The sequence below is a fragment of the Streptomyces sp. NBC_01198 genome (assembly GCF_036010485.1).
Classification (GTDB): Bacteria; Actinomycetota; Actinomycetes; order Streptomycetales; family Streptomycetaceae; genus Actinacidiphila.
This window is the reverse complement of sequence record NZ_CP108568.1, coordinates 4,626,999-4,645,268: the sequence shown is the minus strand read 5'-3', so window position 1 is coordinate 4,645,268 and position 18,270 is coordinate 4,626,999. Positions and strand designations below refer to the sequence as shown.

Here is an 18,270-nt window from a genome sequence, read left to right as displayed (position 1 = left end):
TAGTTTCGCTATAGAGAAATGAGCACGCCGTGGCAGTTCCCGAAGCGATCATCCGCCCCGCGGTCCCCGCAGACCTGGCGGCCGTGACCGAGATCTTCGCGCACTACGTCTCCCAGACCGTGATCACCTTCGAGCAGACTCCGCCGACCGTCGCGGAATGGCAGCGACGGCTCCACGACCTCGCCGATCGCGGTCTGCCCTTCCTGGTCGCCGACCTGGACGGCGACGTGGCCGGGTACGCCTACGCCGGCCCCTGGCGCCCCAAGCCGGCCTACCGGCACACCGTGGAGAACTCCATCTATCTCGCGCCGGACCAGACAGGCCGAGGGCTGGGCGGAGCCCTGCTCGGCGCCCTGTTGACCGGATGCGCCCAGGCGGGCGTGCGCCAGATGATCGCGGTCATCGCGGACACCGGAAGCGGCGCTTCCACCGCGCTGCACAAGCGTTTCGCCTTCACCCACGCCGGCCGGCTGACCGGAGTCGGATACAAGCACGGCCGCTCGATCGACACGGTGCTCATGCAGCGGGCCCTGACCACCGACCAGAACGGATGAGCCTGCACCGACCCGTCCCGCATTTGCTCACGCATTGAGCGCGAGAACTTCGACCGGGGAGACCGCTGATTCAAGCAGAGCCATGGGCGGCGGCTCGTGGTGGCGGCCGTCGGCGAGACCGTTCGAAGGCTCGACGGTCAGCAGGTGCTGGAGGGGACCGGGACGCCGGCCGGTCTCCTCCAGCACCTCGCGAGCGGCTGCCGCTTCGATGTCCTCGCCGTGCTCGACGACCCCGGCGACCACGCTGGGGAGTGGGCGGATCCAGGCGCCCACGCAGGGTCCAAGGATAGGAGTACCATCTGGTACCAGGAGGCGACACATGGAGATCGCAGAAGGAACGCGAAGTCGAGCAACTCGCACAACGGCACCCCTGAAGGTGGATGCAGCGGTGGACGAGCTGATCTCCGATGGTGCCCACTTCCTCGGGATGACCAAGAAGGACTTGGTCGCCGCAGCAGTCCGGACATATCTGGAGCTCCGCCGTGAGGAGGTCCGCGCCAGCATGAAGGAGAAGATGCGCAAGCTCGACGGATCCGTTGAGTCGAGCGTTTCGCTCCTGACTGGGCTGTCACCTGAGCGGATAAGGGAACTCGGCGGCGTAGGCGAGGACGACTGACCGTGCCACCCGCTCGCCCCACCCTTCGCACGCTCCGCGACGACCTGAAGCTTCCGCTGCCCTCGGCACGGACGCCACTCGACGAACTGGACCACCCCCTCCTCGTAAAGGCCCGGGAGCTCTTCGGCGACGACGAGGCAGGCCACGAGCTAATCCGCGCCATCGACGACGAGATTCTTTTCAAGGTCAAGGTCCAGAGGTGGCGCGGAGCAGCCTGGAGCGACAAGGATCTGGACCTGCCCTGGCTCATAGCCGCCGGACAACGCGAGGACGGGTCGTTAGACGACTTCTACTCTGCGCTGGAGACCAACGCACAAGCACGAGCCCGCTACAACGCCGACCACCGCCAACCCCTGGCCGGCAAGACCTACGTGGGCCATCTCCTGCCCGACCACGACGATCGTGATCGCTACCAGCTCGAAGCCGGCACCCGCCTCGTGCGCCGGCTCGCTTCGGCGATCCGTGATCTGACCCGTGGATCACTGCACGACGGACACGAGCACGCCGCGGACTTCGCCACGTTCCGTCTCGGCATCCTGGTACGCGCCGAGGACGGCCATGAGACCTACGTGGCGGTACGTATCACCGGCTCCGTCCCCGACGACCTGACCGCCGTCGTCCTGCGCCATGTCCCGGGGTGTGAGCCCGCCGACTGGTACCCCGAATACGCCCTCCCCAGCCGCTCCCTCCTCCCAGCCGAACAGGCCTGGTCGACCCTGATGGATCCCAAGGCGGCCGCAGAACTCCTGAACGAGGAGTGACCCGGACAGCTGATCTCGCGCCACGCCCGTTCGGTATGAGTTCTGCCATGCCCGAAGCCACCATCACACCGCAAACGGTCACCATCCCCACGTGCGACCACGGAGTCGTCACCATCCCCGAGCCCGACTGGTGCACGGGCGAAAATCACCAGCCCGGTGGCTACCGCGTGGACATCACTCACTCAAGCGCTGACGACGAGTTCGCGGTCCCGACCGCCCACGGCACTGCGGTGCTCCTGCGCACCTGCTTGCAGCAATACCCGTTCACCGAGCGATCGCCTGGTCTCGAACCCTTCCTCTCCGTCGAGTTGGACGGCCAGTGGTACCCGATCGAGCCCGATGAGCTGTGCGATCTCGCAGACGGCCTCGCCGGATTGGCGGACCGGCTCCGGTCTGTAGCCGGCCATTTCAATGAACTAACCGGCGCGGCTGATCCGACACCGCCAGCGGTCTGCCCAAGCTGAGCAGCGCGCTGAACGGTGCAAGCCGGCAACCGCCCCCGGTGTCCGAGGGCGTGTGCCTCGTCAAGCGGAGCCACGCATCACACATCGCTCACGCATCCGGCGCGAGAACTCCGTCCTGGCGACCGCTGATCAAGCAGAGCCGTGGCGGCTCTCTACCCTCCGGCGTGCATGTGGTGGAGCAGGAGAAGCGCCGCCACCGCATTGGCGGACCTGATCTCGCCGCGCCCGATGAGGGACGGGACGGAGGCCAGCGGCACCCACTCACGGCGGTCGGATTCGAAGTCGTCCTCGGGGTGGCCGACGTATTCTGCGGTGGTGGACCAGTAGACGTGGTGGCGGCCGTCGGCGAGACCGTTGGAGGGCTCGACGGTCAGCAGGTGCTGGAGGGCACCGGGACGCCAGCCAGTCTCCTCCAGCATTTCGCGAGCGGCTGCCGCTTCGATGTCCTCGCCGTGCTCGACGACCCCGGCGGCCAACTCCCAGCCCCAGGAGTCGGTGATGAAGCGGTGTCGCCACAGCAGCAGTGCCTCACCAGCCTCGTTGACGGTGGTGGCGAGGGCGACCGGCCGTTGCCGGATGAGGTAGTGGTCGAGGTGGCGGCCGTCGGGGAGTTCGACATCGGCGAGGTTGAGAGTGAGCCAGGCGTTCTGGTAAACGGTCTTCTCGCCGTGGTTCTTCCAAACCGACACGTGCCCTCTCCGTACCTGATCGTCCGCTTCGGTGCCTGGGACGCTATCGCACCGGACAACCCCTGTGCCCATCACAACGGCAGCGACAGTGAGACGTCGATCTGCTCGACCGCATCACGGCCTGCGGCAGAACCGTGGTCAGCGAGCAGGCCACGGAGTCTGGTGAAGCGGTCCCGTAGCCGCCGCGACTCCTGCCCTCTGGCCAGGTTCAGTGCGGCCAGGCTGTGTGCGGCGGCCTGTTCGGGATTGCCAAGGCCGAGGTCGGCGGTGGCAAGTGTCGCCAGGCGGTGTACGGAGCCGCGGGCGTGCGCGCGGGCTCGTACCGCTTCGGTGGCGTACGTCTGGGCCGGAGCCCAATCGCCGAGGCTGATGAGGGCCTCCGCCAACTGCGCTTCGACCAGGCCAGGTTGAACGTAACCCAGCTCGGCCGGCTCGTCAGCGGGCCGGATGCGCGCGGCGGCAGATTCGGCGAGAAGCATGCAGCGGCGGGCCGCGGCCTGGTCACCCATGCGGGAGAACGCCTTGGCCTGCATGGCGTACAGGTCGGTGGCCAGCGCTGGGGACATGTGAGCGCCAGCGGTACGGATACCGGCTTCGGCGAAGGCCACCGCCTGCCGGAAGTCCCGCACGAACACGGCCTGGTTGACCAGGAGCGCTATGACGTAGCCGCCAAAGGCGCGGTCACCGGACGCCTTGGCAAGGCGTAATGCCTGGTGGAAGTAGCGCTGAGCGAGCCCCTGGGCGTCGGAGTCGTACGCGCAGATTCCGGCAACTGCCGCCAAGCCGCCTACCGCGCGGTGGAGTTCACGGCCAGTGGCATCCGTGTAGGCACCCCGAACCAGCGGGGACGTGTGCTCGGCGAGGAACCTTACGATTCGGCCTCGCGTGGCGACGCCGCCCGTCTGGCGGTACATCGCCTCGTAGTGCGTTCGGGCGATGCGTAGCACCTCCACGTCGACGCGCCCCACATGAAGGCTGCCCCCACGCGAGACGTCGAGGTCCTCCGGTGGGTTCTCCCACTCCCAGACCGGGCTGATCGCGGCCATGCCGGTGAGGAGTGGGGCGCACACGAGATCGTCGCGCTGCTGGCCGTCTCCCCGCCACAGCGCGGTGGAGTGCTCAATGGATCCGGACAACGGCGAGGCGTGCCCACCGGTCCCGGGAAGGCCCATGCCGATGTCATCGAGGCTCACCGGTCGGCCCAGGCGCTCGGAGAGAACATCGCAGATCAGGTCGGGCGCGATGCCGCGTGGACGTTGCCCGCGCAACCAGCGAATCACCGAGGAGTGGTCATAGCGCATCTGCCTGCCCCGAAACCTGCCAGCGGCGTTCACGCGCGCGGCCAAGCCGATCCGGGACATACCGGCTTCGTCAAGCAGAGCGTCGAGCAGGGTGTTCGGCTCCATGTAGTCCTCGCATCACTCAGTGCAGCCGAGCGTAACCAATTCGCCTTCACACAGTGTGTGTTCGCGAACCCCGTACCCGGACCCCGCACACACTCCCGCCGGGCGGACCGTCGGCGGAGTCTCTTCTTATCGCTACGCCACCTGCGTGCTCCGTCTCCTCCCCGAAGGGTCTCCACGACATGTCACACACCATTGCGCCGGGTGAGGCGGCGCACTCCGCTCCCCCTGCCCCGTCGAACCTGAGCGACCTGCGCCTCGCCTTCAGCCACGGATTCCGCGTGTCCGCGGACGAGGCGGCTGTCGCGGCAGCCCGGCGAGAAGTGCCCGACGTGGCACGTGGCTGGGGCGTCCCGCTCACAGAAGAGACGTTCAGCGATCTGGGCCTACTGTCCAGCGAGGTCATCACCAACGCGATCCGGCACACCAACGCTCCTTGTGCCGTGGTCGTGCGCTGGACCGGCGTACGGGTCCGGGTCGAGGTCACCGACGTAAGTCCAGCCCGCCCGCACCGACGCCACAGCTCGCCGGAAGCGGAGGGCGGACGCGGCCTGCTCCTGGTCGAGTCCCTGGCCACCGCTTGGGGAAGCGCCCCCGATCCGGCTGGGAAGGTCGTCTGGTTCGAACTCGGGCCCTCCGACGGGACGCCTCCTCCCTGGAGCACTCCGGGGAAGTGGACGATCACCACCGACACCGGATCGGCGACGTCCGGCTACCTTCCCGCCTGGGCCGAGGACGACCCGACCGAGGCCAATGTGCCCCTGGGCCAGCTGCCGGAACGGCTGGCCGGCATCAACCACCGGAACCTCTTCGAAGGCCCGATGCTGCCCCTCACAGCCCCGGACGTATGGCAAGGGGCGGAGGAGGACGCGGTCTTCGAGGGCAGCATCGACTGCAACCCCTACGACCCCGACCCCGGCCTCCGTGTGCCGGTCGTCAACCTCCAGGTCTGCGTGGGGCGCTGGATTCTCGGCCTGGACCCGTTGGGAGTCGCCGAGGTCGCCGCGAAGCTCCGCGTCCACGCCGACTTTCTCGACGAGAAGGTACGCCCCGCGCTCGACGCCGCGCGCGAGGACTGGGCCGCCCACCACCCGTCAGCCCAGCAGTGCTCCCCAGCCTCAGGCCCGGGGGGCCGCACGTAACCGGCACACTCGCCGCCCCGGCCCCTCCCCGCTGGCGCGGCTGTGCGAGCGCCGCCTAGGGAGCCCGGGTGCCGGTGGATGTCACCGGTTGCCCGGAGACCCGACTGCAAAACGTCACGCCTTCAGGGCGCCATGCGGGCCCCCAGCAGCCGCTGGAGATCAGAAACCTTATCCACCCCCAAAATAGGAGGACAGCACCATGACTACAGCCGTCCAGATCGACACCGGTATCGGGTTACGCACTCGGGACCCGAAGGAACTCCTCAACGCCGTCCTGCCCCACATCGCGCACCTGACCGTCAACATCCTCGACAGCGGCATGACCCTCTGGGACCGCGAGATCGCCCTCCTGCTGCGTGACCACACCATGGTCCGCGACATGGCCGAACGGATCCTCGGCAACGCCGTCATGTACACCCTCGCCTGCATCGAGCACCCCGAGGTGCACCTGGGCGTCGGCAAACTCGTCGACATCGGCGTCCACCAGCTCATCCTCGACACGCCCGTGTGGTTCGCGATCTGCGGCCTGTACAACGGCGGTCGGTACAAGCACCACGCCCCGTTCATCGAGCGCCGCAGCGACGGACTGTGCCTGCGCACTGCGGACTTCCTCACCTCGATCGGATTCGCCATCGACGAGGAGCTGTGGGCGATCGACGGAACGGACTGCTCGCCGTGCGACAACAAGGTCCCCGACAGCCACTGAACGGCACTGTGCCCTGCCCCTTCCGATGCTCGCGGGCATCATGGGGCGGGGCACAGCCCCTTCCCGCAAGCAGAGGACACAGATGCCTGCGCAACACGACATCACCGCCGAGACCGAACTGTGGGACACCTACGCCCGCACCGCCTTCAAGGACGAAGCCGAGCCAGTCTTCCGCTGGACGCAGTACGCCGGCCACGGCCCCGGCCCTGAGCTCCTGGGCGACCCGGGCAGCGTCCTGGAGATCGGCTGCGGCACCGGACGCGCTCTCGCCCACCTTGCGCAGAACGGCGTGAAGGCCACAGGCGTGGACCTGTCTCCGGTGATGGTCGAGAAGATCGCTGAGCGCTGGGCGCCGTCAGGAGCGCAGTTCCACTGCGCCGAAGTGCTGGACTACCTCGACTCCACAGCGGAGACCTACGACGCGGTGTACTCGATCTTCGGCGCGGCCTGGTTCGCCGACCCGTCGAAGCTCTTCCCACTCATCCGCCGCCGACTCAATCCCGGCGGGACCTTCGTCTTCTCCCAGCCACCCGCGATCCCGGGCGCCTACGGCCCACAGGGCATGTACAAGGGTGGCTTCGCGGGGAAGGCCATGTTCACCTACCGCTACAGCTACCGCCCGCCCGTATGGGAACGCCTGCTTGCCCGGGCCGGTTTCACCGCTTCCCAAGCCCGCGTCCTAGACGCCCCCGAGCCTGACCACATTGGCACGCTCCTGGTCCGCGCCCGGGCGTAACGCCGTGAGGGAACCCGGCGGCATGAGCGAGGACGACTGGCGGCGCAGCCCGCTCGCCCCACCCTTCGCACCCTCCGAGACGACAACACGGCTGCTTCCGCGGCCTTGTGTGCTTTGACGACGGCCTGCAGTACTTCCCTCGCTTCCGGAGGGAGCTGGGTCTCCACCTCGACCTCGATGCTGTCAGCTCGACATCCAGCATCAAGCTAATGGCTTCCCGTGTCTCGCTGGCAGCGCGGTCCAGTCGCTTCGTCTGGCTGTGAACTCCGGGCAGGTCGGGAACTTCGAGAGCCCCCCAATCGCCGCTGCGGCGTGCCGTGACGCGATATGTACTCATCGCCACCGCCCCTCTCCGAGTTCGGTTTCCAGCGTCTTGCAGATGCTTGCTGCTGTGAGGCGTTGACTTCGCTGTGTGTCAAGTCAAGCGAGACTAGACACAACTACCCCGACGGCGGAGGCCTGCCCCGGGGTGACGACTCAGCCCTCGGAGCGCCTCAGCGCGCTGATGGACGGGTGACCCATCGACTCATGCTGCAACTGCGTGGACGTCGCCCTCAAGGTGCCCCGCCGACCGGCAGTCGACATCAGAGCGGGACGGACCGGCGAAGTCAGCAGGCACGGTTCGCTACCCCCACTCACGCATCGCTCACGCACGGCCCCCGGACATGGCTGTGCCCCGGCCGTCCGAGGACGACCGGGGCACCGTAACCGCAGGTCAGCGACCCCGTAGAGGGATCGGCCTGGTAGGCCGTGTGGGACTCGAACCCACAACCAATGGATTAAAAGTCCTGGCCAGGGCGTGCCAGGCGGTGGTGGACGGTGGGCCGACACCCGAAAGCCGCAGCTCAGGTGGACAGAGGTTGCCGCCCTGTCCGCTGCGCGTTGCCCTGTGCCAGCACATCCGCTCACGCATCGCTCACGCATGGGAACCGGAGGAGCACCGGCCAGCACGCACCGCCATCCGTTGAACGAGCTTCCCGCAAAGTCCCTGGAACCTCAATTACCCGGCAAGGGCCAGAACATTCTGCAGTAGCAGTCGAAGAAGCAACGGGGGTTCGGAGTCGGCTGTGCGCGCCGCCTCGCGGTACGTCGCGGCGTTCTTGCCGGCGAATCCCTCGCCTTCCCGGACCATCCCTTGTTTCCGCTCCACCCAATCCGGCCAGTGAGAGCCCAAGTAACCCTCCAGGTCGTCATGGAAAACGGTGTACGCACATGCGGACTCATCGGCCGGGTCGCCTGTTGGCGTGCCGCCGAGATAGCCGAGCAAGTTGGTGTTGTCCAGCATGTTCCTTCGTACAGCCTCATCAATCTTGCGCAGCGCGTCGGCCCGCTCCTTGCCCTCAAGGTGCGCCTGCAAGCCTTCCCGTTTCCGCTCGTCCATCCCGGCGTCGCCATCGAAAACCGTGTAGCAACGCACGTTCAACGCATGCAGAATTGCGTGACAGAGCATCAATTTGCTTTTGCTTCCGGCGCTGACAATGTGAATCCCCTGCGCACCAAGGTTGACGTTCTGCCGCTCAGCACAGCCGAGGATCACCGCAGCGTCAGTGTCCCCCTCTACCAGCACAGCGACATCAGCGAAGAAACCCTCAGCCAGGGTGCTCACGCATCTGAGACCTGTCTGCCTCCGCACCGAGTCGGCTTGTACACCATAGGGCTCCAGAGCCTCGCACAGCTTCAGATCAGACACTTGATTCACAGTCGTCGTCGGGTGCCTGTCAGTGAAGTCACGACTCAGGCGACGTACTTCCCGATAATGGCGATGGTCAATGAAGACCGGACTATGGGTCGCGTACATGACCTGGGCGAGACCCTCCGAGGACGTTACCAGGCCCCTGAGAACCTCGGCGAAAGTTCGCGCCTGGGCCGGGTGCTGGAACAACTCAGGCTCTTCGACCGCAAGGCACAATGTCCGCGTACCAGCCTCCGGATGCCGCCGCTCCGCCAGATACTTCAGGGCCGCAATGATCAGAGCTCGCTGGAATCCATGCCCTTGACGATAGACAGAGGTCTCAGCCGCCCCGTCTTGAACGCGAACTCGGAAGACGGTTCGCACGGGCTTCGGGACCTGCACAAGAGGAAGTACGCGCACAGACCGTCCGAATGTAAGCAGCGAGACTTCACGCGAAAGTGCCGTCGAGATACCGTCCAGCACCTCCCCGTAAACCTTCTCGTGGATCTTTTCTCGCTCTTGAGCGATACCTTCCTCGGCCGATCTGATCTCGTTGGCGGCTTCACTCCGGTCCACTGCGTGATCGAGAATCCGTCCGAGCGCCGAGGCCTTGCTATCGTCGGCCTCTTCATAAGCGCGTAGGTCAGCGGAGACAAAAACGAAGTCGATGAGCTCGGCCAACTTGCTCTGGCCGGCGAAGCCGAAAAAATGCGTCCCTTCAATCTCTGTCTCCATCAGCTGACTTCGGTTATCCAACTCCCACGCCCGCATGGATTCTTCAACCGCAGCAACGGTGCCAGCCGCCGGCAGTCCGAGGCCAGGCTGCTCTTCTCGGAGCTTGCTGTAGGCCCTGCGCTTGTCCATCGCCGAACCCTCCTGACGAACGGCCTCGAAGGGCGGGAAGGCGAGTCCTTTACCCGTGATCTTGTCTTCGCCCTCCTCCCATGTGCGCCAGACGATCATGCTGTCGGTCTCGGGCGACGCATAATGCCCGAGCGTCTCTCGGTCATGACTTGTCAGCCCATCGAATTCAACTTCAACGCTGATACGTCGATTTCCACGAGCCGAGTGCAAGTCCTCGTCACTCAAGGCGACGGACTTCTCGCCGTTGAAGAACCAATCAAGCGCACGCAGCACTGTGGACTTACCGGCGCCCGTGGGCCCCAAGAAGGACGTGACGTCTTCCATCTCTATATCTACCTTGCACAGGCAGCGGAAGTTCTCGATGCGGACGCGCTTGATCTTCATGCTTCTCACTGTTCCGAGGGCCGGCAACGCAAAGGTATTCCACGAGTCAGAAGAGCCGACTGACCGGGGTTGCGATGCTAACCGCTATCCGCAGTGCCGCGCGAAGGATTATGAAATCTCAGCAAACTGAACGTAGCTGTGCTATAGGGTATTCTGGAAGCACGTCCGGTGCAAAATGGCCCCACCGAAAGGCGTTGCAGACCGTCATACGCTCTGCGGACAGCTACACGATGGTGCCGCCGTCGTGCAGATACCGGGGGGCAGACGCCATGCAGGTGGCGATTGCAGCACGGAAGCGGTCGCGTAGGCGTTCTCGAAGTGCGCCGATTGCCTCCTCGGTCGGAACAAGTCGCGCTTCGGCGAGTTCACTGTCATGCGGTCGCAGAGCAGCAGCTTGTTCTCCAGTGAGCATGCCCCCGTCGAAGATGAAGGCGAGCTGGTCGTCCCAGGGGCCGTGTGGGGGGACCCAGTCGACGACCAGGAGGCCGTGGAGGGTGACGTCCAGGCCCAGTTCCTCCTTCAGCTCGCGACGGGCCGCGTCGTCGGGGGCCTCGTTCGCCTCGGCCATGCCACCGGGGAGGTCCCAGCCGGGCTTGTAGGTGGGCTTCACCAGGAGGATGCGGCCGGCGTCGTCGCGGAGGAGGACGTCGGCGGAGACCCGTTTGCGGGCCTGGGTGGCGTTGCCCTCGGCGAGGTAGGCGTTCCAGGCTTCGGGGTCGGCGGGGGTGGGCCTCATAGGGTGACGCCTTTGCTGGACGGGGGAACGATGTCGGCGAGTAAGAGCATTCTCGCCCGTCTCGTCTCGTCGAATCGCGTCAGCAGTGCGCGGACTGGTGGGTGACTGCGGTGGGGTGCGAGCAGTGCGCGAAGGTCGTCGAGTTGGCGGAGGACGCGGATCGAGCCGAGGTTGGGGTCCGCTGCGAGCACGTCGTGGCCTACCGTGACCGCGGCGTCCAGCTCATCGCAGCTCAGGTGAAGGCGAACCAGGGTGATCCGGCTCAAGGCCAGCGATCGGGCACGGCTCGACTCGCGCAGGCGGATGGCGTGTTCGGCCCGTGCGCGTGCCTGGTCGTGGCGTTGGAGGTCGCGCAGGACGAGGGCGGATTCGAGGGCCAGTGCCGCTGCGTCGAACGGACTCAGCCAGGGGCGTTCCGCATCGGCCGCCCCTTCGAGAGCTTCTTCGGCGCGGCCGAGGGCTCGTAGAGCTGGATCGGGTTGGTTGGCTGCGGCCAGGGCTCGGGCGGACATGGTGTGCAGGCGGGCAATCAGCGTGGGGACGACGGGGCCGGCCAACGCCAAGTCGAGGCCTGTCCGCGCCCAATGCACGGCTGCAGCGGGGTCGCCGGTCTGCAGGGCAAGGTGGCTAGTGCTCGCCGCGATGCTGGCCGCGAGCGGGGTGTCACCCGAGGCGCGAGCCAGTGGAAGCGCGCGGGTGAAGTGGCGTCCGGCCAAGCCGTCCTGCCCTGAGTCGTGGGCCATCCAACCCGCCATCTCGGTGAGCACCGCGGAGATGGCGAAGACGTGCGGGGTGCCGTCAGCGTCGACAAGCCGCGGTCCGATGTTGTCACGCAGGTGCCGGACGACGGCGTTGTAGAGGCGTCCGCCACCGGCCTGCCGGTCTGCGGTCCGGAAGGCGTCCATCGCAGCCAGGTCGTCGCCGTCCGGCAGGGGATCGCCAACTGCGGGAGGCGGTGGCGGCGCGGCCGGCTCCCAGGGGCGATTCGCCAGGCCGAGGAGGTGGCCGGGGATGTGGAAGGCGTCAGCGATCTGCTCGAAGATGGCCAGCTTCTCGACCCGGCTCTTGCCGTTCATGTAGTCGTATAGCCGCCCCTGAGTGATGTCGACGACCGCGGCGATGCGGCGAGTGCTGATCCCGCGGTGGTTGAGCAGCCGGAAGAGCGTGCCCATGTCGCGCTCCGCGCAGGCAACGAGCAGGCGCTGGTCCGCGAGAAGTCCCGCGACAACCTCCTGCGGTTCTCGCTCCGCACCGGTCACGAGCACCTTCTTCCGTACCGTACGGCCTGGTCCGAGGCTACGACCCGGGTCCGCCCGCTGACTCCAAGTTGGGATCACGCGCTGGAGTCTCTTGCGTGCGGCACGCAGTCGTCTACTGAGGGTGCTCCGTTGCACCAGATGACGCAACGGTGCGTCACCACTCCCTCCGCCGCACTCCCGAAAGGTCAAGCACCATGCCCCGCACCGTACTTCCGCGTCATCGCGGCCGACTTCACGTGAAGGGCCGCGGATGATGACCGGCCATCACACGAGCCCGTACGGATTCCGCGTCGAAGCCGAATCCGAGGCGGTGCCCGAAGCCCGGCGCAAGATCGTCGCGTTGGTGCGGGACTGGGACGTGCCGCTGCCGGACGACACCCTGGGCGACCTGGAGTTGCTGTCCACCGAACTGATCACGAATGCCGTCCGGCACACCGATTCCTCCTGCGCTGTGGCCGTGCGCTGGACCGGCGTGCGGGTCCGGGTCGAGGTCACCGACGTGAGTCCTGTCCGCCCGCACCGACGCCACAGCTCGCCGGAGGCGGAGGGCGGACGCGGCCTGCTCCTGGTCGAGTCCTTGGCCACCGCTTGGGGAAGCGCCCCCGATCCCGCTGGGAAGGTCGTCTGGTTCGAACTCGGGCCGTCAGACGGGACGCCTCCTCCCTGGAGCACTCCGGGGAAGTGGACGATCACCACCGACACGGGATCGGCGACGTCCGGCTACCTTCCCGCCTGGGCCGAGGACGACCCGACCGAGGCCAATGTGCCCCTGAACCGACTTCCGGAACGGCTGGCCGGCATCAACCACCGGAACTTCTTCGAAGGCCCGATGATGCCCCTCACCGCCCCGGATGTATGGGAAGGGGTCGAGGAGGACGCAGTCTTCGAGGGCAGCGTCGACTGCAACCCCTACGACTCAGACCCCCGCCTCCGCGTACCGGTCGTCAACCTCCAGGTCTGCGTGGGGCGCTGGATCCTCGGCCTGGATCCGCAGGGAGTCGCCGGGATCGCCGCAAAGCTCCGTGCCCACGCCGACTTTCTTGACGAGAAGGTACGCCCCGCGCTCGTCGCCGCCCGCGAGGACTGGGCCGCCCACCACCCGGATTAACCGCTCGCCTACCCGTGGAGGTCGTCGTGACCGCACACCCGCTCGTCACCACAGACAGAGAGACGTCGTATAGTCCGGCACCACTCCTCGTCGCCAGCCCGTTCCTCGGCCAGTACCTGCTCGTCCAGCCCGGTCACGCCGCGGGCGTGCGCATCCCCGAAGTCCGTTACGAAGAGCTGCGGCGCGCTAGCGACAACGATCAGAAGATCCCGGCCTGGCTGATCGACGCCGCCGCGCGAGCGTGGGGCACGGAGCTTCCGCAGACCGGACTCCGTAACGTTCTTCTCGTCCGGGAGCGGTCCCGGTACGGCTACGCCAAAGCGTCGTGGGAGATCAACCTCGGCTGTGACTACGACTGCGAGTTCTGCTATCTCGGAGAGAAGCGCTTCGCGGGCTTGGACTGGGACGGCAAGCAGCAGCTCCTCCGCGTGATGCGGGACGCCGGGGTCCTGTGGTTGCAGATCACCGGCGGGGAGGCCCTGATCGACCGCGAGTTCGGCGCTGCGTACGAGTACGCCCACCAGCTCGGCATGATGGTCCAGGTCTCATCGAACGGCAGCTCACTGCGGAAGCGGCCGATCCGGGAGCTGTTCGCCCGACTCCGCCCGTACCGCCTGACCGTGAGCCTGTACGGGGCGACCGCCGAGACGTACGACGCGGTCACCAGGAACCGCGGTGCCTTCGGCAGGTTCGTGGAGGGCCTGGACGCCGCCCGCGAGGACAGGCTGCCGATCCGGCTCAACGTGATCGTCTCGGACGACAACGCCCACGAGGTCGGCGCCATGGTCCGGCTGGCCGAGGCATACGGCTTCCCACACCAGGTGTACACGAGCATGTCGCCCACGATCGACGGTGAAGCGAACCCGCTGGCTACTCAGGCGTACGACCACCTGCGGCCCCGCAGCGTCTTCACCGGCTGCAACGCCGGCCACACCTTCTTCCACGTCGACCCGCACGGCATCGCGTCGATCTGCAAGGTCGGCCGCGACCCGAGCGTGAACCTCATCGCCGAGGGCGTCGAAGCCCTCCGCCGGCTCGGCGCGATCGCCGAGTCCCTTCAGCTCCGCGCCGGTGGCTGCTCCGGCTGCACGAAGACCGGCACCTGCCGTACGTGTCGGCCGCTGGCCAAGCTCTACCAGGAGGCGGGGGACCGCAGAGATCTCTACTGCCAACACGGAGGTTATGGATCATGACACCACCCACCGCAGCCCTGGCCCCGCCGCGTCAGCCGGTGCCGGTCACCATCGGCTTGCGCCCGCCCACTGAGCCGACCGGCATCCTGCGGGTACCGCTGACCGTCACTCCGATCGGCGACGACGAGTTCCAGATCATCGCCGACCTGGACGAAGCCGCCGAGGGAGCCGAGTGCTCCTGCTCGGCAGGCGACGACCAGCCGTACTAATCCCCAGCGGGCGTGCCCGGTGCCGCTCCGGCCTTACCCTGGCCGGGGCGGCACCCCCATTCCCCGAGCAGCCGAGGAACCGCGCATCGTGTCCATGTCCCGTATCCCCTTCGAGCAGCTTCCCGCCGACGTCCGCCAGGCGATCGCCGGCAAGACCGGCGCCGTGCACCGGGCGGTGACCGCGCCCGGCGGAATGAACTCCGGCATCGCCTCCGTGGTCGACACGGACAGCGGCCCCGTCTTCGTGAAGGGCATCCCGGCCGACCACCCCCAGGTCGGTGCGCAGCGCCGTGAGGCGGCGGTGGCCGCGCACCTGCCTTTCTCCTGCCCGCGCCTGCACTGGCACCTGGAGCTGGACGGCTGGAGCCTCCTCGGCTACGAGGTCATCGACGGCCGCCATGCCGACTACGCGCCCGGCTCTCCCGACCTGCCGCTCGTGGAAGCGGCACTCTCCGAACTGCAAGGGATCACCGCACCGGCGGACGTGGAGATCAAACAGGCCGTCGACCGGTGGGCGCAGTACGCGCCGCCAGACGCCGTTCAGCACTTCGACGGTGACGCACTTCTGCACACGGACTTCGCCCCGGACAACGTCCTGATCGCCGGAGGTCGGGCGCGGCTCATCGACTGGGCGTGGCCGACGCGCGGCGCGGCGTGGATCGACCCGGGCGCGCTGGCATTGCGTCTCATGGAAGCCGGCCACCCGGTCGGGGCCGCGATCGAATCCGCCCGCCGCTTCCCGTCCTGGCGCAGCGCAGCTCCCGAAGCGCTCACGGCGTTCGGCACCGCGACGGCATCTCTGTGGCGGGAGATCGCCGAACAGGACCATGCCCCCTGGAAAAGGGCGATGGCAGGGCAGGCCGCCACGCTGGAACGCGCCCTCAGCACTAACCCGTAGGCGCCGCAGGAGAAACCTGGTAGGCGTCCAGGAGGGCTTGCCCCAGGGATTGTTGCCAGCTCGGCCCACGGGGCATGATCCTCGATCTTCCGGCCCAGCAGGGGCCCAGCAAGTGCTCTCCACGGTCCCGCAAACGCCGTGGAGCCCCCGGCCAGATGATTCTGACCTGGGGCTCCAGCGGTAGGCCGTGTGGGACTCGAACCCACAACCAATGGATTAAAAGTCCACTGCTCTGCCAATTGAGCTAACGGCCCGCACGGACAGCATAACCGGGTCCCCGGAGGGGGTCCGCAGGGTTGTGGGGTGTCGGGGGGGGTGGCGATGCCGTCGGGGGGCCGGGGCGGGTCCGGGCTCTGCCGGGGGGCAGGGCGCGGACCCGGGCCGGGGGTCAGGCGGGGGGTGGGGTCAGCCGTTGCGCTTCCAGCGCGGCTTGCGGTCGTTGTAGGAGGACGACGGGGCGTTGCCGTCGCGGGTGTACGACGGGCGGCTGTCGCGGTCGTCGCGCGGGGCGCCGTACGAGGGACGCTCGTCGCGCGAGTTGCCGTAGGACGGGCGGGAGTCGTTGCGGTTGCCGTACGACGCGGGACGCGAGTCCGTGCGGTTGCCGTAGGACGGGCGGCTGTCGCGGCGGTCGTAGGAGGACGGGCGGCGGTCGTCGCGGTCGCGGTTGCCGTACGCCGGACGGGAGTCGCTGCGGTTGCCGTACGCGGGGCGCGACTCGGTGCGGTTGCCGTACGCCGGGCGGCTGTCGCGGCGGTCGTCACGGTTGCCGTAGGACGGGCGGCTGTCGCGGCGGTCGTCGCGGTTGCCGTACGCGGGGCGGCGGTCGTCACGCGAGGCGCCGTAGGAGGGGCGGTCGTCGCGGGAGTTGCCGTAGGACGGGCGGTCGTCGCGGGAGTTGCCGTAGGACGGGCGGTCGTCGCGCGAATTGCCGTACGACGGGCGGGAGTCGCTGCGGTTGCCGTAGGAGGAGCGGTTGTCGCGGCGGTCGAAGTTGCCGCGGTCGTCACGGCGTTGGTACGACGACGACTGCTGGCGCTCCTCGCGCGGGGCGGGCACCGCGGCGGCGGCCGCGGCCGACGCCGACTCGGCGGCGAGCTCGGCCATCTCGGCGGCCTTGGCCGCGATCGCCTCGTCCGGGTCCTCGCCGCGCTCGCGGGCCGAGCGGGCGGTGAGGCGGTCGGCCTCCTCGCGCAGTTCGGTGGCGCGGCGCTGGACGCGTTCGAGCTGCCGGGTGAGGTCGGCGACCTCGCGCTCGGCCTGGGCGGCGGCGTTCTGCACGGCGTCGGCCTGGACGTCGGTGAGGGAGCGGGCGCCGGTGATCTTGGCGACGTCCTCGTCGAAGACGCCCGCGCCGCCGATGATGTGGCGCGAGGCGTCCACGCCCGCGTCCTCCATCAGCCGGAAGATCTGCTTGCGCTGGTGCGGCAGGGCCAGCGAGACGACCGTGCCGGACTTGCCCGCGCGAGCGGTACGGCCGCTGCGGTGCAGGTAGTCCTTGTGGTCGCCGGCCGGGTCGACGTTGAGGACCAGGTCGATGCCGTCGACGTGGATGCCGCGGGCGGCGACGTCGGTGGCGACCAGGACGTTGACCTGGCCGGCCTTGAAGTCCTCCAGGGTGCGGGTGCGCGCGCCCTGCGTCATGCCGCCGTGCAGCGCGTCGGCGCGCACGCCGGACTCGATCAGCTGCTCGGCGACCCGGTCGGCGCCCATCTGGGTGCGGACGAAGATGATCGTGCGGCCCTTGCGGGCGGCGATGGCGGCGGTGACCGGCGCCTTGTCCTTGGGCTTCACCACGAGCACGTGGTGGGTCATGGTGGTGACCGCGCCCTGGGCGGCGTCGACCTCGTGCGTGACCGGGCTGACCAGGTAGCGCTTGACGAGGCTGTCGATCTCGTTCTCCAGCGTCGCGGAGAACAGCAGGCGCTGGCCGCCGGCCGGGATGAGGTCGAGGATCTCGGTGACCTCGGGCAGGAAGCCCATGTCCGACATCTGGTCGGCCTCGTCCAGCACCGCGATCTGGACCTGGTCCAGGATGGCCGCGCCCCGGTTGATCAGGTCGCGCAGCCGGCCCGGGGTGGCGACGAGGACGTCGACGCCGCGCTCCAGGGCGTAGATCTGGTTCTGCATGGACGTGCCGCCGCAGACGACCTTCATCTTCAGCCCGAGGACGTCGCCGTACGGCTGGAGCGCGTCGGCGACCTGCATGGCCAGCTCGCGGGTCGGGGTGAGGATGACGCCACGGGGGCGGCGCTTGTCGGTGTGGCCGCCGGAGAGCTGGGTCAGCAGCGGCAGGCCGAAGGACAGCGTCTTGCCGGAGCCGGTGCGGCCGCGGCCCAGGATGTCCCGGCCGGCCAGGGCGTCCGGGATGGTCGCGGCCTGGATCGGGAAGGGGGTGACCACGCCGTTCTGGTTGAGCTTGCGGACGATGCCCTCGGCCAGGCCCAGGTCGCCGAAGGTGACACCGGCCTCGGCGGCTCCGGTGGCCTCGTCCGACTCGGCGTAATCGTCCGACCCGGCGGACTCCGCGGCGACCGGACCGGGCTCGATGATCTCTGCTGCCTTTTCTGCTGCTGCGGCGTCGGCGTTCTCGGGCATGGTGGAACGGTCGGCACTGTCAATGGACATGCTGAAGCTAAACCTCTCGGAGACTTACGGCACGCGCCAGCTCCGCAGGTTGCTTACAACCGCCTCGATGCGGTCAGCCACAGGAGAAAAGGAACGCGCCACGCGGCGCGCAACGGATCAGGCGCCAGGCAATGGGATCAGGGGATCAAACGATCTACCAGCATACGCATGAGCCGCCGCTTTAGCGAATCCCTTCCGGGAACCGGCTCTGACCTGCCAGTACGTCCTACAGCGACGCCCTGCACGTA

Annotated in this window: 17 protein-coding genes, 1 tRNA gene and 1 pseudogene; 11 read left to right on the top strand and 8 right to left on the bottom strand. The window is 67.9% G+C overall.

Translation table 11 applies throughout. The annotated features are described in order from the left end of the window. The first annotated feature begins 29 nt into the window (after window positions 1-29). Window positions 30-554 carry a GNAT family N-acetyltransferase gene (locus OG702_RS20800; protein ID WP_327290409.1) on the top strand — a complete coding sequence of 175 codons (525 nt, stop codon included), beginning with the start codon at window positions 30-32 and terminating at the stop codon, window positions 552-554. A gap of 96 nt (window positions 555-650) precedes the next feature. On the opposite strand, the pseudogene OG702_RS20795 reads toward OG702_RS20800, so the two are convergent. Beyond that, window positions 651-875: pseudogene (locus OG702_RS20795) on the bottom strand (NUDIX domain-containing protein); the annotation flags it as partial. Window positions 876-942: 67 nt separating this feature from the next. Between OG702_RS20795 and OG702_RS20790 the strand changes: the two are divergent. The 3 genes from OG702_RS20790 to OG702_RS20780 are packed head-to-tail and all read left to right on the top strand — an operon-like array spanning window position 943 to window position 2,395. Further along, window positions 943-1,170, top strand: coding sequence for a hypothetical protein (locus OG702_RS20790; RefSeq protein WP_327290407.1), 228 nt, complete (start codon window positions 943-945; stop codon window positions 1,168-1,170). A 2-nt stretch (window positions 1,171-1,172) separates the two neighbouring features. Beyond that, window positions 1,173-1,931 (top strand): hypothetical protein, encoded by a 759-nt coding sequence (locus OG702_RS20785; RefSeq protein WP_327290406.1) that lies wholly within the window; start codon window positions 1,173-1,175, stop codon window positions 1,929-1,931. 47 nt (window positions 1,932-1,978) lie between these two features. Continuing rightward, window positions 1,979-2,395 carry a DUF6907 domain-containing protein gene (locus OG702_RS20780; protein ID WP_327290405.1) on the top strand — a complete coding sequence of 139 codons (417 nt, stop codon included), beginning with the start codon at window positions 1,979-1,981 and terminating at the stop codon, window positions 2,393-2,395. A gap of 152 nt (window positions 2,396-2,547) precedes the next feature. Here the strand turns inward: OG702_RS20780 and OG702_RS20775 are convergent, their stop codons facing one another. Both OG702_RS20775 and OG702_RS20770 read right to left on the bottom strand, forming a co-directional pair. Continuing rightward, on the bottom strand, window positions 2,548-3,084 hold the full coding sequence (locus OG702_RS20775; RefSeq protein ID WP_327290404.1) for an NUDIX hydrolase: 537 nt from the start codon (window positions 3,082-3,084) through the stop codon (window positions 2,548-2,550). Window positions 3,085-3,155: 71 nt separating this feature from the next. Then, a complete protein-coding gene (locus tag OG702_RS20770) occupies window positions 3,156-4,490 on the bottom strand; it encodes a transcriptional regulator (RefSeq protein ID WP_327290403.1) in 1,335 nt (444 codons plus the stop codon). 179 nt (window positions 4,491-4,669) lie between these two features. On the opposite strand from OG702_RS20770, the gene OG702_RS20765 reads away from it, so the two are divergent. From OG702_RS20765 to OG702_RS20755, 3 genes are all read left to right on the top strand, one after another. Continuing rightward, window positions 4,670-5,629, top strand: a complete 960-nt coding sequence (locus OG702_RS20765; RefSeq protein ID WP_327290402.1) for an ATP-binding protein — start codon at window positions 4,670-4,672, stop codon at window positions 5,627-5,629. A 199-nt stretch (window positions 5,630-5,828) separates the two neighbouring features. Continuing rightward, window positions 5,829-6,335, top strand: a complete 507-nt coding sequence (locus tag OG702_RS20760; protein ID WP_327290401.1) for a hypothetical protein — start codon at window positions 5,829-5,831, stop codon at window positions 6,333-6,335. 82 nt (window positions 6,336-6,417) lie between these two features. Further along, window positions 6,418-7,071: a class I SAM-dependent methyltransferase gene (locus tag OG702_RS20755; RefSeq protein ID WP_327290400.1), complete on the top strand. Its 654-nt coding sequence runs from the start codon at window positions 6,418-6,420 to the stop codon at window positions 7,069-7,071. Window positions 7,072-8,071: 1,000 nt separating this feature from the next. Here OG702_RS20755 and OG702_RS20750 read toward each other — a convergent pair. The 3 genes from OG702_RS20750 to OG702_RS20740 all read right to left on the bottom strand — a co-directional run bounded on the left by OG702_RS20750 (window position 8,072) and on the right by OG702_RS20740 (window position 11,986). Beyond that, window positions 8,072-9,991: an ATP-dependent nuclease gene (locus OG702_RS20750; protein WP_327290399.1), complete on the bottom strand. Its 1,920-nt coding sequence runs from the start codon at window positions 9,989-9,991 to the stop codon at window positions 8,072-8,074. Window positions 9,992-10,214: 223 nt separating this feature from the next. Then, window positions 10,215-10,727, bottom strand: coding sequence for an NUDIX hydrolase (locus OG702_RS20745; protein ID WP_327290398.1), 513 nt, complete (start codon window positions 10,725-10,727; stop codon window positions 10,215-10,217). Continuing rightward, a complete protein-coding gene (locus OG702_RS20740) occupies window positions 10,724-11,986 on the bottom strand; it encodes a helix-turn-helix domain-containing protein (protein WP_327290397.1) in 1,263 nt (420 codons plus the stop codon). The genes OG702_RS20745 and OG702_RS20740 overlap by 4 nt, the downstream gene beginning before the upstream one ends. A gap of 250 nt (window positions 11,987-12,236) precedes the next feature. Here OG702_RS20740 and OG702_RS20735 point away from each other — a divergent pair, with 250 nt between their 5' ends. From OG702_RS20735 to OG702_RS20720, 4 genes are all read left to right on the top strand, one after another. Continuing rightward, window positions 12,237-13,094 (top strand): ATP-binding protein, encoded by an 858-nt coding sequence (locus OG702_RS20735; RefSeq protein ID WP_327290396.1) that lies wholly within the window; start codon window positions 12,237-12,239, stop codon window positions 13,092-13,094. A gap of 116 nt (window positions 13,095-13,210) precedes the next feature. After that, on the top strand, window positions 13,211-14,287 hold the full coding sequence (locus tag OG702_RS20730) for a radical SAM protein (protein ID WP_327293304.1): 1,077 nt from the start codon (window positions 13,211-13,213) through the stop codon (window positions 14,285-14,287). After that, entirely contained in the window at window positions 14,284-14,496 is a 213-nt protein-coding gene (locus OG702_RS20725) for a hypothetical protein (protein WP_327290395.1), read from the top strand. The genes OG702_RS20730 and OG702_RS20725 overlap by 4 nt, the downstream gene beginning before the upstream one ends. A 94-nt stretch (window positions 14,497-14,590) precedes the next feature. After that, window positions 14,591-15,394 (top strand): aminoglycoside phosphotransferase, encoded by an 804-nt coding sequence (locus OG702_RS20720; protein ID WP_327293303.1) that lies wholly within the window; start codon window positions 14,591-14,593, stop codon window positions 15,392-15,394. Between the two features lie 181 nt (window positions 15,395-15,575). On the opposite strand, the gene OG702_RS20715 is transcribed toward OG702_RS20720, so the two are convergent. Together OG702_RS20715 and OG702_RS20710 are read right to left on the bottom strand one after the other, a co-directional pair. Next, window positions 15,576-15,648: transfer RNA gene (locus tag OG702_RS20715), tRNA-Lys, on the bottom strand. A gap of 151 nt (window positions 15,649-15,799) precedes the next feature. Continuing rightward, window positions 15,800-18,022, bottom strand: coding sequence for a DEAD/DEAH box helicase (locus tag OG702_RS20710; protein ID WP_327290394.1), 2,223 nt, complete (start codon window positions 18,020-18,022; stop codon window positions 15,800-15,802). Between the last annotated feature and the right edge of the window lie 248 nt (window positions 18,023-18,270).

Coding starts and splice junctions, on each gene's coding strand:
- OG702_RS20710 (WP_327290394.1), bottom strand. CDS start 18,022: ATGTCCATTGACAGTGCCGACCGTTCCACCATGCCCGAGAACGCCGAC.
- OG702_RS20735 (WP_327290396.1), top strand. CDS start 12,237: ATGATGACCGGCCATCACACGAGCCCGTACGGATTCCGCGTCGAAGCC.
- OG702_RS20725 (WP_327290395.1), top strand. CDS start 14,284: ATGACACCACCCACCGCAGCCCTGGCCCCGCCGCGTCAGCCGGTGCCG.
- OG702_RS20750 (WP_327290399.1), bottom strand. CDS start 9,991: ATGAAGATCAAGCGCGTCCGCATCGAGAACTTCCGCTGCCTGTGCAAG.
- OG702_RS20720 (WP_327293303.1), top strand. CDS start 14,591: ATGTCCCGTATCCCCTTCGAGCAGCTTCCCGCCGACGTCCGCCAGGCG.
- OG702_RS20770 (WP_327290403.1), bottom strand. CDS start 4,490: ATGGAGCCGAACACCCTGCTCGACGCTCTGCTTGACGAAGCCGGTATG.
- OG702_RS20765 (WP_327290402.1), top strand. CDS start 4,670: ATGTCACACACCATTGCGCCGGGTGAGGCGGCGCACTCCGCTCCCCCT.
- OG702_RS20760 (WP_327290401.1), top strand. CDS start 5,829: ATGACTACAGCCGTCCAGATCGACACCGGTATCGGGTTACGCACTCGG.
- OG702_RS20780 (WP_327290405.1), top strand. CDS start 1,979: ATGCCCGAAGCCACCATCACACCGCAAACGGTCACCATCCCCACGTGC.
- OG702_RS20745 (WP_327290398.1), bottom strand. CDS start 10,727: ATGAGGCCCACCCCCGCCGACCCCGAAGCCTGGAACGCCTACCTCGCC.
- OG702_RS20755 (WP_327290400.1), top strand. CDS start 6,418: ATGCCTGCGCAACACGACATCACCGCCGAGACCGAACTGTGGGACACC.